12 protein-coding genes are annotated in these 15,211 nt (G+C 57.4%); 9 read left to right on the forward strand and 3 right to left on the reverse strand.

Translation table 11 applies throughout. From position 1 onward, the window contains the following. Window positions 1-414: 414 nt before the first annotated feature. Window positions 415-642 carry a hypothetical protein gene (locus tag QRN33_RS24250; RefSeq protein WP_285410592.1) on the reverse strand — a complete coding sequence of 76 codons (228 nt, stop codon included), beginning with the start codon at window positions 640-642 and terminating at the stop codon, window positions 415-417. A gap of 366 nt (window positions 643-1,008) precedes the next feature. Between QRN33_RS24250 and QRN33_RS24255 the strand changes: the two genes are divergently transcribed. Continuing rightward, window positions 1,009-1,323, forward strand: coding sequence for a DUF7693 family protein (locus QRN33_RS24255; protein ID WP_192131645.1), 315 nt, complete (start codon window positions 1,009-1,011; stop codon window positions 1,321-1,323). Window positions 1,324-1,705: 382 nt separating this feature from the next. Here QRN33_RS24255 and QRN33_RS24260 read toward each other — a convergent pair whose 3' ends face one another. Further along, the gene (locus QRN33_RS24260) at window positions 1,706-2,179 is read right to left on the reverse strand and encodes a hypothetical protein (RefSeq protein WP_192131643.1); all 474 of its coding nucleotides are present in this window, start codon (window positions 2,177-2,179) and stop codon (window positions 1,706-1,708) included. A 199-nt stretch (window positions 2,180-2,378) separates the two neighbouring features. On the opposite strand from QRN33_RS24260, the gene QRN33_RS24265 reads away from it, so the two are divergent. From QRN33_RS24265 to QRN33_RS24300, 8 genes are all read left to right on the forward strand, one after another. Next, entirely contained in the window at window positions 2,379-3,194 is an 816-nt protein-coding gene (locus QRN33_RS24265) for a hypothetical protein (protein WP_285410593.1), read from the forward strand. A gap of 5 nt (window positions 3,195-3,199) precedes the next feature. Beyond that, complete coding sequence (locus QRN33_RS24270; protein WP_285410595.1) at window positions 3,200-3,817, forward strand: PM0109 family protein; 618 nt, start codon at window positions 3,200-3,202, stop codon at window positions 3,815-3,817. 1,345 nt (window positions 3,818-5,162) lie between these two features. Further along, window positions 5,163-7,583: a tellurite resistance TerB family protein gene (locus QRN33_RS24275; protein WP_285410596.1), complete on the forward strand. Its 2,421-nt coding sequence runs from the start codon at window positions 5,163-5,165 to the stop codon at window positions 7,581-7,583. Then, window positions 7,580-8,875 (forward strand): ATP-binding protein, encoded by a 1,296-nt coding sequence (locus tag QRN33_RS24280; protein WP_017135672.1) that lies wholly within the window; start codon window positions 7,580-7,582, stop codon window positions 8,873-8,875. Before QRN33_RS24275 ends, QRN33_RS24280 begins: the two co-directional genes overlap by 4 nt. 43 nt (window positions 8,876-8,918) lie before the next feature. After that, complete coding sequence (locus tag QRN33_RS24285) at window positions 8,919-11,090, forward strand: DEAD/DEAH box helicase (RefSeq protein ID WP_285410673.1); 2,172 nt, start codon at window positions 8,919-8,921, stop codon at window positions 11,088-11,090. Between the two features lie 954 nt (window positions 11,091-12,044). Beyond that, window positions 12,045-12,560 (forward strand): GNAT family N-acetyltransferase, encoded by a 516-nt coding sequence (locus QRN33_RS24290; protein WP_285410600.1) that lies wholly within the window; start codon window positions 12,045-12,047, stop codon window positions 12,558-12,560. 36 nt (window positions 12,561-12,596) lie between these two features. Continuing rightward, window positions 12,597-13,637 (forward strand): GSCFA domain-containing protein, encoded by a 1,041-nt coding sequence (locus QRN33_RS24295; protein ID WP_285410601.1) that lies wholly within the window; start codon window positions 12,597-12,599, stop codon window positions 13,635-13,637. Next, on the forward strand, window positions 13,606-14,295 hold the full coding sequence (locus QRN33_RS24300) for a hypothetical protein (RefSeq protein WP_285410602.1): 690 nt from the start codon (window positions 13,606-13,608) through the stop codon (window positions 14,293-14,295). Before QRN33_RS24295 ends, QRN33_RS24300 begins: the two co-directional genes overlap by 32 nt. A 43-nt stretch (window positions 14,296-14,338) precedes the next feature. Here QRN33_RS24300 and QRN33_RS24305 read toward each other — a convergent pair whose 3' ends face one another. Continuing rightward, complete coding sequence (locus QRN33_RS24305; RefSeq protein ID WP_285410603.1) at window positions 14,339-15,208, reverse strand: TauD/TfdA dioxygenase family protein; 870 nt, start codon at window positions 15,206-15,208, stop codon at window positions 14,339-14,341. Window positions 15,209-15,211 lie beyond the last annotated feature (3 nt).

Raw genomic sequence — 15,211 nt, forward strand, 5'->3', positions numbered from 1 at the left:
AGTGCACCAGAAGAATGAATGATGCCATCGATCGCAGGGCGCGCCTCGACCTCAGTCTGAGGTCTTCATGGTCACGCCCCGATCCGACTTACGCTACGAATGATCTGATGCGAAACGCGAGAAGCGCTACTGCTACTACACTTGCACATTGAGACCAAAAAGGCTCGAGCCAGGCGTAGGTATCCTCGTCAAGCCAAACGCTGAACGCAGGCATGAGTGCGATCCAGGAGAGCCCCAGGCACACTGGCCAGCTGTAGCTGAGGCCGACGCCCAGTAGCCCTTGGCCGAGGCAGTATCCTAAGAACCAGGCCAGACCCACCCTCCCCACGACAGCGCCGGTCGTGGCGATGTCTGGATGTACCTGGGCAGCCAAGGTGACCACGGCACAGAAACACAAAACCACGGCCAAAAAGATCAAGATCCCGGCAGACGAGCTGCTGCTGTAACTTCCACGCATTGTTGTACCTCACTGATGAACGGTGATGTATCAATGCCCTTAAGCTTTTTTGATTTCAACTCAACTTCGTGCACTTTCTCAATGGTGTCCTGAAACCGGTTGATGTCGGTGCCTTGCAGGGCAGCCGCCCTACCCTCTGTCTCTAAAGCCCCCTGCCCGGCACTGGCCGTCTGAAGGCGTGTCATGGATCGGGCGCCGGTTCAGTGCGGCGGTCAGACCTGCGCGCCGACATGCAGTCGGTTAAATGCTCGTTAAAACGCTGACGACTGCGCTTTTCCGTTACAGTCGGAGCAGTTTTGCTGCGCCGCGTGCGTACGGATACCAAGATGCGGGGGAACAGCTCGCCTCCTTATTTCAATCGCTTTGCTCCGGCCGAGCACCAGCTCGTTGGTGATCTGCCTGGAAGACCTCATCACCAGTCGAGTTGGCTGACATTGAATCCAAAGGCCCAGTTATCTTCCTCATAGAACGTGGCCTCTATGTAGAAACGTATGAGTGGCTTGGATGTAAGGAATGAGGGACAATTAACGCCCTATTCAGGGAGAACGCGCGTGCATTCACAGCCACTCACACCGAGAGAGGTGTATCAGGTTCTGCGTGATATTGCGCTGGGACAGCAAGTGATGCAGCGTTTGGGTAATCTGGGCTGGACTCAAACGCAGACCGGGCTCATGACGGTCGAGGCCAATGGCTGGGTTCTGACCTTCTCCAACGACAGTAACAAGCTGGACTACTGCAATAGCTGCTACAGCCCGGATGGTCGCGAATACACCTTCGACTCCTCTCAGCGTTTCGGTACCGATCCTCTGGAGTTGCTCAGCACCTGGGAGCACGGTCAGCTCCAGAGGCTGCTGTCGTCACTGTAAGTCTGCGACGATCAACCCTGCTGAGGCTCTGAGCCCGCCTGCCCATGAGCGCTGGAATTGCCACAGGGGCCAGTAACTCGATAGCCTGAAGACAACCGACCGCCCGAGCACCGTGCCATGTCCAACCACCAGCCTCAGAATATTCAGCTCAGTCTCAGCCAGTACCGTTATCTCTATTTGACCTTGAAGCGACCTGCGATGACCTGACGCCGGGCGAGCCCTCGCGAGGGCTGGTTGTTATCCCAGAAGAGATGGAAACCATCGAGCTCGGAGTGGTCGTGATTGATCAACGAGAGCGGCGCGTTGTGGACAGTTTCTAGAGCTTTGTTCGTCCTCGCCTACATCCCCGACTCACACCTTCTCGGCCAACGAGCGGTTTGGATTAATCCGTCAGTCTTGGGCAATTCAGGAACATTTCCCATAAGGTGATGCATTCGCAGGCAAGCTCTCGAACGTCGAATGACTTGCCATTGCTCTCGACGCGGTAGCTGCATTGGAGTACCTCTCCACCGCCATCGCCTATAAACCACGTGGAGTAAAGTTTCTGTGGTTGTGAGATGGTTGGCTGGTGGCCGGAGCGCGGTGTGCGCATGAGCTTGCAGTGCTTGGAACCGTTTGCGAGATCTGTACAAATTCTGAGGGGCTCGTTCAGGTCGATGAACGCGTCGATCTCCCGAGCTCGCAAGACTGCCCCTGCTTGGTGGAGTGCCCAGTCCCTGACGTGATAACAGTGGATGAAAAACGATAGGACATCATCGAAGTATTCTTCCTCATCATGTGCCATCGATGAAAATACCCCTGCATACAGCCTCTCGATCCTTTTGAGGTAACGTTTGGCTCGGTTCAGTTGCTCCATGCATCCATCCTCAATTCACCGCCCACCTGGCTAACCTGTACGGGCTTTAAGGCTCGGGTCGGCCCTGTCCCCGAATCAGGCCAAGAAGCCGACGAGAATTCGACTCCAGAACATGCATGGCGTCCGCAGGAGTGACGTCCCATGCCTTTCCCAAAAACTGCGCGGTCTGACCTGCACTCCACGGCATGACACTGGCACCATGCTCGCTGCAATATTGAACGGCAAGCGCCGAGGTAGCGGCGTTGAAGGTAAGCATTCAAACCTGGGAGATGCCACTGGGGCGGAAGACATCCTTACCGCCACCATATTCGAACGCCTGATTTATCTTCCCGAATCTGTTCGTGATAGCTTCTTTGTCCAATTATTAGGGCCAGACAGACCAATTGGCACCTTGGAGAATTTCGAGTTCTGGCCATCATGGTGGCTGGATGACCGACGTGTCGAACCGGATGTGGTGCTGTACGGCTCGGAGCGTACGCTGCTGATTGAGGCCAAGCGCCACGACGATCTGCAACAGCAATACGCTGTACAACTGGCAAATCAGTTGCGGGCTGGTTGGGCAGGCGAACACCTGGGTGAAGACCCGATACTCCTTACCATTGGTGGCCTTCACAGCTACACGCAGAAAAGCACTTTTGAGCTGGAATCCCAAATCGAGAGAGAACTGTGCGGGGCAGGCTCAGATTACGAGTTGGCGTGCTGCAGTTGGTATCAGTTGTTCCAGGCTCTAGAGGCAGCGATTTCAAATGCATCAACGGACTCATCGCCAGGCCTTCAGCGTCTGCTGGATGATATTGCCGCCGCTTACGAATGGCATGGGCTGCGCATTCTTCCCCGGCGCTGGTTGGGTCAACTGGCCTCGGTATCGATCAACTCCACGCGCGCCCCTATCTTCGCGCCCGCAACCGTTAGCGCCAAGCGAGTCCCGAGCCGCGGAGCGACATCCAGCTTCCTATCCAACCTTTCTGCACCTTCTATTCAAATTACCCAATTCCCCATTGCACGTTGGAGCTGACTAACTTGACCACTGCAACCTCAATCGACAACGCGCTTCTGGATGTTCGCAAGGCCTATCGCCTGCTGGCGGATTATCAACAGCGGATTCTTGAGCTATTGGGCTTTATACGTGAAGATCTGGGCGCCGATTACTACTCTCAGATAACGCGAAATCGTGTGCCCCGGAGCCTGGACGGGCTAGAGGTCAGCAACAGCGCAGGGCAACGCTTTCTACCGTTTAACGACATCTCCGTGCTATGGCTTCGTAACGGCGGGCAGGAAGATCCTGAGCACTGCCATGAAAAGGGTGATCTGTTGTTCGACGTTTGGGTCCGGAACGACACCGGCAATGGTGAAAACGCCGAAGAAGCATCAATCGTCGAGAACAGCCGAAGCGAGTTGCGCATCTATATCTTCCAATGCCTGGAACCCCACAAAGGGCCATACAACTGGCGTAGCCAGGTCTGGGACCTGACGTACTATCCAGCAATGGGAGAGGTACTCGAATGTGATGGCAATCCTGGCTATCGCGCCTACGCAGAGGCTTTGGACTTATCTGTATGCACCGATGAGAACGCCATCCGCACCGCCTTGAACGGGCTGAGAAAGCGCGCGTCGGATAAGCTTGATCAGCAAATTTGATTTCTGAGCTTGGGCTAATTGAACCCTACCCTCCCGATTTTCTCCGTTGAAGCCGAAACGTACGAAGGTCGGAACGGCTGGGGTTACGCAAAAACACCAGCAGGAAGCTAGTTGAATGAACGCACCGAAAAATCCCCACAGCCTCAACAACGGGTTATCCATTGAACGAGCCCCATTGAAAGACAGGACACCGTTCCCCCCTTTGAGACAAGGGATAGGCAAACGGGTGTGTTGAATCGCTCTTAGTTTCGTAGACACTTCACTTCCGTACCCCATGGATACGATCTGCCGGAAGCCCGCCGTTTTGAGGCGCTGCACCTTGCTTCGGTTCGTTTCAAGTGAGCAGGCGAATGACCGCTATTAGCCCAATCGATGCAGCGGTGGCTCTGCAAAAAAATCCAATAGCGGCTATATGACATATTCGATCACGAAACACCAAGCAAGCGCATCCCGTGCCGCCGTCGAGCATACCTCCACCATCACTGGATGGACGGATAAAGCTCGGGGGTGACGAGAATAATGACGGGAAAGCTAGGTCTATGAACACCAAGCGATGAACAGTTGCGTTCATTTAAGGGTCACTGAGCCAGTATTATTGGGCTGCTGATCTGGTTATGAACATCTGACATCGCCCACTTGTTAAATGAGGTATGCAGCATCGTCTGGACTTAAGCTTATCAGCGTCGCTTTTCCCCCACCTTCACCTCTAACCTCCTTGGCCGGACACCTACCTTAGCTCTCAGTCGTCAAAGTTCATATCACGGCACATGAGTTCGTCTTTAGCATGGCCGAGAGCAATCGTTGGCGCGCTGCCGGCTGTCAGTTACCACACTCGATTCGCTCTTGGGGGCTTCACCGGCCTTAAACCCGGAGAGGCTGTGGACTGCTGAAGCTTTCTATGTAGAACTTCGACATCGAGCTGAACGTCAACGCCGACTGGCTTCTGTTCGGCCGTGGACAGCACACGCCATTCATGACGCACCGCACCGCATCGCAAAGCGCTCGCGGACGTGATTGAAAGAATGGCCGACAACGACGTTCGTAACCTCGCCAAGTTTCTTGATGAATGGATGCTGTTCCCACTTAACGAGACTCAAGACCCACAGTCCAGGGTCGCTGATGGGTATCTTATGGTCTCACTGAAAGTTAGGCGTATGAAGAGCAGCGCCTCGATCCTTTCACCTCCCGCAACACAGCCCTGACATAGCCTTGAAAGCAGATAGCTCTGTCGGGGATCCATTTCAGTAATCTTGCCCCAGCGCTCCCTTCGTCTGTTCCGCTTGGCCCGCCTCGTAAAATCCGTAAGAATGTCATCTGGCCATTATCAACTGTGCGGAACACTAATATGCCACGGAAGCGCAAAGGGAGCGGCGGCGGGCCGATCGCTCTGTACGCCTTGTTATTCGTTGTTGCCCTTTTGGCGCAAGTTCCAAAGCAAGCGTGGATCGCCCTTGGAGTTATCTTGGGCGTAAGTGCGTTGGTATGGGCCGTCAGACGCGCCACCCAGGCAAAGCGTTACGCGCCTGAAGATGACATTGTTGCGGAGATCGCCGCTGAATCTCGACAGGCAACCTCCCCCAGTCTCACCGTCCAGTTCGGCACCAGTACCCGCGAGCGAGACTTCCATACTGTCCAAGTCGGTTCGTCCAGCGATAGTCAGAACTACGCCATCCCAAAGCCAAGTGCAAAGCCCATGGGCGTTCGCTGGCTTGCAGAAGGTGAGTCCATCACCGTGGCCGGATTGGCTATCCCGGGTGGAATGCTCTACATCACCGAGCGGGCAACCCAGTTCGGTCAGACTGAACCGTCCCTGATTGATGCAACGCTTCGAGTCGCACGCTCACCTATGAGCCTTACCGAGCGGCAGATGCCCTATTGGCCAAGTTACCGAAGCATCACGCCTGAGGCGCGGCGAGCGTATCTGCAATGGTTGGCAGGAGGTCGCCGCCAGCCTGCGGATGCGGGATACGTGTTCCTGTTTTTTTACGGGCTGGAACGCCGCGCGCTGATCGATGCACCGAGCGATCCTCAGGCTAAGGTAGAGATTGCTGCCATCAAGGCCGAGGTCGAACGCTTGCTTGGTCTCTACGGCGACAACCATTCTTTCCGCGGCTACGCTAGCCGCTTTCTCGCCCATATCGACGCGGGTTCTGTTCAGCCTCAGAGCTATATGAGTGAACCGATTGCCAGTGCCGCAGATGGGTACGAGCTGCCCATGTCACTGAGAGTCGCGCTGGGTCAGATGGCCGTGGATAAATACCCTCTCAATCCGAGCTGGGCATTGGCCTGGGCGCTCGCAGAGCCCAACATTTCCAGACGCACACCTGTGACCCGTTGTCCTGAGCAATTCGCAGCGCTCTTCAAAAACCAATTCGCAAAACGTTATCCCAACGGCATTGTGCTTCCTCAGAACAAGACCAAGCTGAAGATTGCCTATCGCCCCGCTTCTTCCGGATTGAGCATCCCGGCAGCAGCCGTGGGCGACCTCCCCGATGTCGCCGCAACCTCAGGAACGCGTAACAAGCTGCAGGTTATAGTGGAAGAATGCACCACCGTTCTAGACGCTTACAGTCGATATCTGGGGCGCAACCCAGACGCTGGAGATAGTCTGGAAGCCATCCTGCAGTTGCCAACAGAACTCTGGCCTGCTGAAGCAAAAGCCGAACTCGAACAGTTGGCACAACGCGTCGGCGGCGAAACTATCTGCATGAGTTTCGCTGAGCTGGCAGGCCGTTTCAAATCCGCCGGGGCGCTTTCCCGCGACAAAGTCGTGGCACTCGCACGGGCCTTGGAAAGCAAGCGGATCGGATTAGAGCCCGATGTGCTTTCTGGCAGCCGTACGCCCAAGGCTGAAGACACCATCGCACTGTTCGCAGCGGACTCTGATGAAGGTACTCTTCGTTCGACCGATGCTTACAGCGCTGCAGCAGTTACTTTAGACCTGGCCAGTGCAGTGGCTGCGGCAGACGGTGACACCTCGCTAGAAGAGGTGAGTCTGCTGTCCGGCCACATTGACTCATGGGATCACCTCTGCGTCGCGCATCGAAAACGCTTGAAGGCGCACCTCCAGATTCAACTGAAGCAACCGCCGACACTGGCAAGCCTCAAGAAGAAGCTTGAGCCGCTGACGATCGAGGCCAAGCGGAAAATTGCCAGCTTCCTGGCCCACCTGGCACAAGCGGATGGCGAGGTGACGCCACAGGAAGTTAAGCTCCTTGAGCGCGTATACAAGTCGCTCGCCCTCGATCCGCAGTTCGTCTACAGCGACCTCCACAGTGCAGCTGTTCGTCCCTCCCATGGAGTGGAGGCACTGACTGCGAATGCCGCGCTGGCCACTGCGACACAGACATCAGAAAGCACTGGCTCTGGCTTTGCACTGGACATGGACAAGGTCGCTCGCTTGCAACAAGAAACGGCAGAGGTGTCGGCGCTCCTGGCCAGCGTCTTCAATGAAGAATCGCTGACTGAGACGCCTAGCGCCTTGGAGCCAGAGGAGCCCCAACGGCAGGAAGAAAGTACCGCCGAACAGCTTGCTACCGTACATGGCCTGGACGTCGAGCATTCAGCGTTCCTTCGGCTTCTGGTGTCACGGGCTGAGTGGAGTCGTGCCGAGCTGGAAGACGCAGCCAGTGATATGGAACTGATGCTGGATGGCGCCTTGGAGCGGATCAACGAGACAGCGTTCGAGCTGTTCGACATGCCCGTAACCGAAGGTGATGATCCCATCGAAATCAACCCCGACATTCTGGATGAGCTAGCCCTATGAGTAAGATACGAGCCAAGGATCGCGACGCGGTCATTCAATCGCTGCGTGCGGGCGTAGTGCCCCGTGTTGGGCAGCATCTCATCCAGGTAGGTCGAGCGGGTGAACTCGATTCGCTGCTCAAAGATGTGGATCGTCTCGCGGATGGCGGCTCGGCTTTTCGCGTCGTCGTTGGCGAGTACGGCGCGGGCAAAACCTTCTTCCTGAACCTAGTACGCGGCATCGCCATGGAGCGCAAGCTTGTCACCATGCACGCCGATTTGAATCCAGACCGCCGGCTTCACGCTTCAGGTGGCCAAGCGCGCTCACTTTACTCGGAGCTGGCCAAAAACATGGCCACCCGCACCAAGCCAGAAGGCGGCGCTCTGCAGGGTATCGTTGAGAAGTTCATCTCCCAGGCTAAAACGGAAGCCAAGACCAAAGGTGTCGAGAGTGAGGCGGTCATTCGTGAGTACCTGGCAGAGCTCACCGAGATGGTCAATGGGTATGATTTTGCCGACGTCATTGCCGCCTACTGCCGCGGCTTCGAGGAAGGTAACGAGCAGCTCAAGGCTGACGCCATTCGTTGGCTACGCGGGGAATTCTCCACCAAGACTGACGCCCGCGCTGCTCTGGGCGTGCGGACGATCGTCGATGATGCTTCTGTCTACGACCAGCTGAAATTGCTGTCACGATTCGTACGCCTGGCTGGTTTCGGCGGTTTGATGGTATGCCTGGATGAACTGGTCAACCTGTACAAACTGGCAAACACCCAGGCCCGTAACGCCAATTACGAACAGATTCTGCGCATCCTCAACGATTCGTTGCAGGGTTCCGCTGAAGGCCTGGGTTTTGTATTGGGCGGCACACCAGAGTTTCTGATGGACACTCGTCGGGGGCTCTACAGCTACCCTGCCCTGCAATCCCGCCTCGCTGAAAACAGCTTTGCTAAGTCTGGCCTGGTCGACCTTTCTGGGCCTGTCATTCGACTCAGCAGCCTGACACCTGAAGACTTCTACGTGCTTTTGCAGAAGCTGCGCAATGTTTACGCCTACGGTGAGCCTGAGAAGTTTTTGCTGCCGGATGAAGCCATCCCCGCTTTCATGGCGCACTGTAATCAGCGCTTGGGCGAGGCATATTTCCGGACGCCGCGCACGACCATTACGGCTTTCATCAACTTGCTCGCGGTGATCGAGCAAAACCCTACCGCGGATTGGCGAACCTTATTGGGCGCCGTGGAGCTGACCAAGGATGAGGCCGGGCAGCAAGATCTAGAAGTTGAGGCCGACGATGAGCTCGCCAGCTTCAAGCTCTGACTCTTCTTCGTTCGAGCGTTTACACCCGGAGGTTCAGCAATGGATCTGGTCACAGGGGTGGACGTCCCTACGTGATGCGCAGGAGTGGGCGGTACCGGCATTGGTGGGCGCCGATCGCGATGTGATCATTGCAGCGTCCACTGCCGCAGGTAAAACAGAGGCCGCATTCCTGCCGATCCTTACCAACCTGCTCAACAACAGTGATCCAGCCGGCGCGGTGCTGTATATCAGCCCGCTCAAGGCGCTGATCAACGACCAGTGGGACAGGCTTAGCCGGTTATGTGAGAGGCTCGAACTGCCCGTCGTTGCTTGGCATGGCGATGTGACAGCAAGCAAGAAACAACGGTTTTTGAAATCGCCTGAGGGCATCTTGCTGATCACTCCGGAGTCCCTAGAAGCCCTGTTCGTAAACAGAGGCTCAGGCTTACCAGGGGCTTTTCAGAACCTTCGCTACATCGTCGTCGATGAGCTTCATGCCTTCATCGGAAGTGAGCGTGGAAAGCAGCTGCAATCGCTAATGCAACGGGTTGAAATCGTCGTGGGTAGAACGCTGCCCCGTGTAGGGCTTTCGGCGACGCTTGGGGAGATGTCGCTGGCCCGCAAGTTCCTGAGGCCGGCGTGCCCGGATGGCATCACGGTTATTGAGTCAAAGTCCTCTGGCCAAGAGCTCCAGGTACAGGTGCGTGGCTACATTGAGCAGCCCATGCAGCAGCCGGTGGTGGAACACCCGGGGAATGCGTCAACAGATGAAGGCGCAGAGAAGGAAGACACCTCAGGTACCAAAGTGGCTATCGCAGGTCACCTGTACAAGGTGCTGAGGGGGCATAACAACCTGATCTTCCCCAACAGGCGCCAAGAGGTTGAATGGTTTGCCGACCGTCTGCGCTCACTGTGCGAGAACGATGGTGTTCCGAACGAGTTCTGGCCGCATCACGGTAGCTTGTCCAAGGAGCTACGCCAGGATGCCGAGCGGGCGTTGAAAGCGGGAGATCCTCCAGCTTCTGCCGTATGCACTACCACCCTGGAACTGGGTATAGACATCGGTAGCATCAGGACGGTCGCACAGATCGGCTGTCCACCCTCTGTGGCTAGTCTCAGGCAAAGGCTTGGCCGCTCGGGTCGCCGCGCCGGTGAGCCTGCGATGCTCAGGACGTACTGCCGGGAGCGCCCTTTAACAGATAAGTCGGATCTCTCCGATCAGTTACGTGAGGGCCTTGTCCAAACAGTCGCCATGATCCGATTGCTGATCAGTGGATGGTTTGAGCCGCCTCGATCGGGAGGCCTACACGCTTCGACACTGGTGCAACAGTGCCTATCCTCAATTGCTCAGCTCGGCGGTGCTTCTGCGGCGCAATTATGGGGAAATCTCATCGCAAGCGGCAGTTTTGCGAGCGTCACCAAGCCTGATTTCCTGGGTTTGCTCAAGGGTATGGGTGAGAAGGAATTGATCGTCCAGGACAGCTCAGGACTTCTGCTACCAGGCGAACTCGGGGAGCGGTTGATCAACCACTATGAGTTCTACACCGCCTTCACAAGCGATGAAGAGTTTCGTTTGCTCCGGGATGGGAAGCCACTTGGCTCGCTGCCCGTCAGCAAACCCCTGACCAAGGGACAGCGCATCATCTTCGGCGGAAGGCGTTGGCAGGTTCAGGATGTCGACCTCGAAGCAAAGGTGATCGTGGTCACACCGGCGCGGGGCGGCGAGCCCCCTCAGTTTGATGGGCTTGGTGCCCAGGTCGATGATCGTGTCAGGCTTGAAATGCGAAACGTGTTGATGGAAACCGCATCTTGTCCTTTCTTGGACAAACACGCTCAAGCGCTCCTCGATGAGGCTCGGAGTAACTTCCGTGCCCTCGGCTTGGCTGACGCGGCGATTATTGGCTCTGCCAGCGTAAGTCATGTGGCAACCTGGCGAGGGGACTACACCAACGATGCGCTGGCCTTATTGCTCAGGCATGTGGGCATTCAGTGTGAAAACACCGGGCTATTCTTGGAAGTTGCATTTGGCGGGGATGACACGTTGCGAGCGTTGGGCGTCGTCGGCCAGATGGACATCTCAGATGTAGAGCCGATCTTGGAAAATGTCGAAAACATGATCCGAGAGAAGTGGGATTGGGCCCTTCCCCGCTCGCTCCTCATGAAGTCGTTTGCCTCGAGTCATCTTGATCTCCAAGCCGCGGTCACCACAGCTCGACTCCTTACTCTGGAGTCGTAAAGAGAGGAATAGCGATAGCACTACTCTCCTACAATCCGTCGCCCATTTTTTCGAGGTGGACTTCTACATTGGCAAGCTTCTGCATCAACTCAGCTTCCCTCGACCACCCTGCGGCGACCTCGGACAGGACATTACTAGCCTCTCTAGCTTCCGCTTCCAATTGCTGCGCGGCCAATATGGATCAATTTCTAGCAATTAGCTTCGCAGCAGGACAATTAGGCTCGATGTGACAAAGGTTGCCACCTTCGCTTTGCTTGCAAATACAACTTGACACTTTAAAATTTTTTGTGCGGATGGCACTCAAAGCGAACCGCGACATTGCCTTGCTCACCATTGGCTTTTGGAGAGGATTCCGCGGAGATGAACTAGCCAGGCCGACGATCCGGAACACGCATGCGGAGCGGTACGTCGGGATTAAGTTTTATCTGGGATCGAGTAAAGGGAGCCAAAAACCATCGCATCCTACCTGGTGGGCAGTGAAAAAATCTCGAGATACCCAGGCCATACGCTTCATCGCAAGTTTGAGGAGTTCATAAACGACTAGCAGGCATAACTGAAGCCCTAACGGGTTCCATGTTCAAATCTGACGGCCTTACACGGTCGATTCGCGTTCAGATGTCCGATGCGCGTCACATCCGCTCCGCATTACGTAAGAAGTAGGCTGGCCTGATACATGAACGCCTGAACTGATGGCGTTGCACCTTTCAGGATCACGGCTGTGGAGAACGCAACCGCGGCGAAAATGGAAAAACCAGCGATGCTCCGACGGCAATTCAGGATTTACGAATTATCACATGTGCTGCCAATACCTTTGAGAGCTGCTTTATTAACGGTGTCAAGGGCAGCGCGGTGATGTCGCTGAGAATACGCTCACGAAATCCGCTGCATCATTGATCTTTCGCGCCACACCCAGTAAAAACTGTCTTCCCTTTCCGCCCTTGCAAGGAGCTGCGGATGCTTGAGCTCACCACGCAACGCCTGGACCTGCGCACGATGGTCGAATCCGACTGGCCGCTGTTCCTCAGGCTGCATTCCGAGCCGCAAACCATGCGGTATGTGTTCGGTGAAATCGCCGAGGACCAGGTGCGCAAAGGCTTCGAGCATCGGCTTCCGGCCTGGGGGCCGCAGTCGGATCACTGGTTGTGTCTGGTGGTGATCGACAGGGCCAGCGGGCAGGAACTGGGTGTGACCGGATTCCGCATCCTGTCGCCGGGGCATGCCGAGGTGGGTTGCCTGCTGTTGCCCGAGCATCAGGGCAAAGGCTTTGGCACCGAGTCGCGGCAGGCGATCATCGACTATGCCGCGGACATCGGCCTGGATTCGTTGGAGTCGACCGTGACCGACGGTAATATCGCGTCATGCAAGGTTTTGGAGAAATGCGGTTTTGTATTCGAGCGCCGCGTGCCCCAGGCCTATCAGATTGGAGATCGGTGGTTTGACGACCTGATCTACCGCTATCAAATCAGCTGACCGGTTTTATCAGCGACCGCCAAGGAGGCCCTCCTCGTGAACCCTTATCAGTGCCTGCCACCCCGCGCTTTCTGGCGCACCGCCGTGGCTGACAAGCCCGCGCTGAACATCGATCAACTGTGGACGCCACAATTCGAGATCGGCAACAAGGACGCCATCGTCACCGCCGGCTCGTGTTTCGCCCAGCACATCGGCCGGGCGCTGGGCGAACGCGGCATGAACTGGCTGGATGCCGAACCGGCCCCGCCTGGGCTGCCCGAAACCGACTGGAAGGCCCATAACTATGGGGTTTTCTCGTTTCGCACCGGCAATCTGTACACTCCGGCGATGCTGTGCCAATGGCTGGAATGGGCGCTCGGCGTGAGCCTGCCACCCGACGAAACCTGGGCCCATGACGGGCGTTTCTTCGACCCGTTCCGCCCCGCCGTGGAACCCGACGGTTTTGCCAGCGAGGACGCACTGTTCGCCTCGCGCGGAGCCACCCTCGATGCCATCCGCACCGCCCTGCGCCGCGCCAAAGTGTTCGTGTTCACCCTGGGCCTGACCGAAGCCTGGCAGAACCGCCAGACCGGCCTGGTATATCCCGTGTGCCCCGGCACCGTGCGCGGCACCTTCGATCCGCAGCTGCACTGCTTCTGCAACTTCGGCTTCATGGACACCTATGGGGACATGGTCAGGGCGCTTGAGTTGATGCGTTCGATCAACCCGCAACTGCTTCTGCTGCTCACCGTGTCACCGGTGCCCCTGACGGCAACCGCCACGGGCGAGCATGTGTTGAGCGCCACCACCTATTCCAAATCAGTCCTGCGCGCCGTCGCCGGGCAGCTGTGCGAAGACCTGCATGACGTCGACTATTTCCCCTCCTACGAAATCATCACCGGCACACCTTTCAAGGGCGCGTTCTACCAACCCAACCAGCGCGAGGTCACGCCTGAAGGCGTGGCATTTGTAATGCGGCAGTTTTTCGCCGGGCTCGATGCGGTTCAAGCGCTGCAGGCGCCGACCAGCGTTGCCTCCACCTGCGTGTCCAGTGAGGAGCTTGTCTGTGAAGACGCCGTGCTCGATTACTACGCCTAGTTTTCTGCTGCTGGGCGATTCCCATGCCGGGGTCATCGGCAAGGCGGCGCAGGCCCGCGAGTTGCCTTTCGGTGGCGGCCCGCTGGGCACCGGCCGGGATTTCGCGGTGGATTTTTTCAGCCTGACCCGTCATGACGTGGCGTTTCGGGACGTCGAGATGGAGCGCCTGTATCGCCAGGCCCTTGAGCCATTCGAAGTACCGCAACTGGCGAAGGTCGGGGTGCCGCTGGTGAGTACCATCGGCCTGAGCCTGCACTATCTCGCCACCGCGCCGAACTGGATCTGCTACCAGACGCCGGACGGCGAATTCGACGAAGGTTTTCTCACCGGGCCGCTGTTCGAGTCCATCATCGACACCTTGTCCCGGCCTGCGCTGGCGTTCTATGAACAAGCCCGGGCGTTGAACCTCAAGGTGTTCGCCGTGCTGCCGCCGCAGCGGGTGCCGGAGCTGTCCGACCCACGCGTGTTCATGGCCGCGCAGGCGCTGCTGATCGAGCGCCTGCAAGGACTCGGCATCGAGCTGATCGACGTGCGCGCGGCGGCGAATGATGAGCTGGGTTTTCAGCTTCCGGCGTACTGCGAGGTGGATGACCCGTTGCACGGGAATCTGGCGTTCGGCGAGTTGATCGTCGAGCAACTGCTCAAACAAGGTCTGTGAATGAGCGGTGGGAGCGGCGCCCTCTCCCACCGGTTTTTTAGACTCAAGCCTTGGGCTGCGTCCCCAGAATCGTCACCCGCTCGCCATACCGCGAGTGCGGAAAATAATCCCAGACCGCATGGTGCTGTGTGCAGCGGTTGTCCCAGAACACCAGGCTGTTCGGCGCCCAGCGCACGCGACAGCTGACCACCGGTTCGCGGGCGACCAGGTCAAACAGCATGTTCAACAGTACCTGACTTTCACCGTCAGACAACTGGACGATGTGCGAGGTGAACCCGGAATTGACGAACAGCGACTTGCGCCCCGTTTCCGGGTGGCGAACCACCACCGGGTGTTCGGTTTTCGGCAAATTGGCCGGCGCCTCATAGCCCTTCCACGGAATCGCACCGTCATGGATCGCGGTCAATTCGCCGAGAAACTGCTGCATCGTCGGCGACAGCATTTCCAGCGCCAGGTGCATGTTGGCGAACAGCGTGTCGCCGCCGGTGCCGATGGCCGGGGTTTCCTTGACGTACAGCACCGAGCCCATGGACGGCGCCAGATCGGCGGTGCCGTCGGTGTGCCAGGTTTCGCCGGCCACGTAGCGCGATTGCGCATTGGCGCGGATCACCACCAGCTCCGGGTCATCGCCGTCGATGTCTTCCACCGGCAGAGCCCGCAGCTCACCGAACAGCCGGCCAAACGCCTTGTGTTCGTCCACCGTCAGGTGCTGATCGCGGAACACCACCACGTGGTTCTCCAGAAAGGCCCGGCGGATTTCCGTGAGCTGCTCGTCGCTCAGCGGCTGTGAAAGATCGACGCCGCCGATCTCGGCGCCGATGATCGGCGTGATCCGCTCGACCGTGATGTGCTGATACGGCGCGCGCCGTTCGGCGGCGATGCGCTCGATTGCCTTGAGTGCCAACTGATCCATGTT

Source organism: Pseudomonas sp. FR229a, assembly GCF_030209115.1.
Classification (GTDB): domain Bacteria; phylum Pseudomonadota; class Gammaproteobacteria; order Pseudomonadales; family Pseudomonadaceae; genus Aquipseudomonas; species Aquipseudomonas moraviensis_A.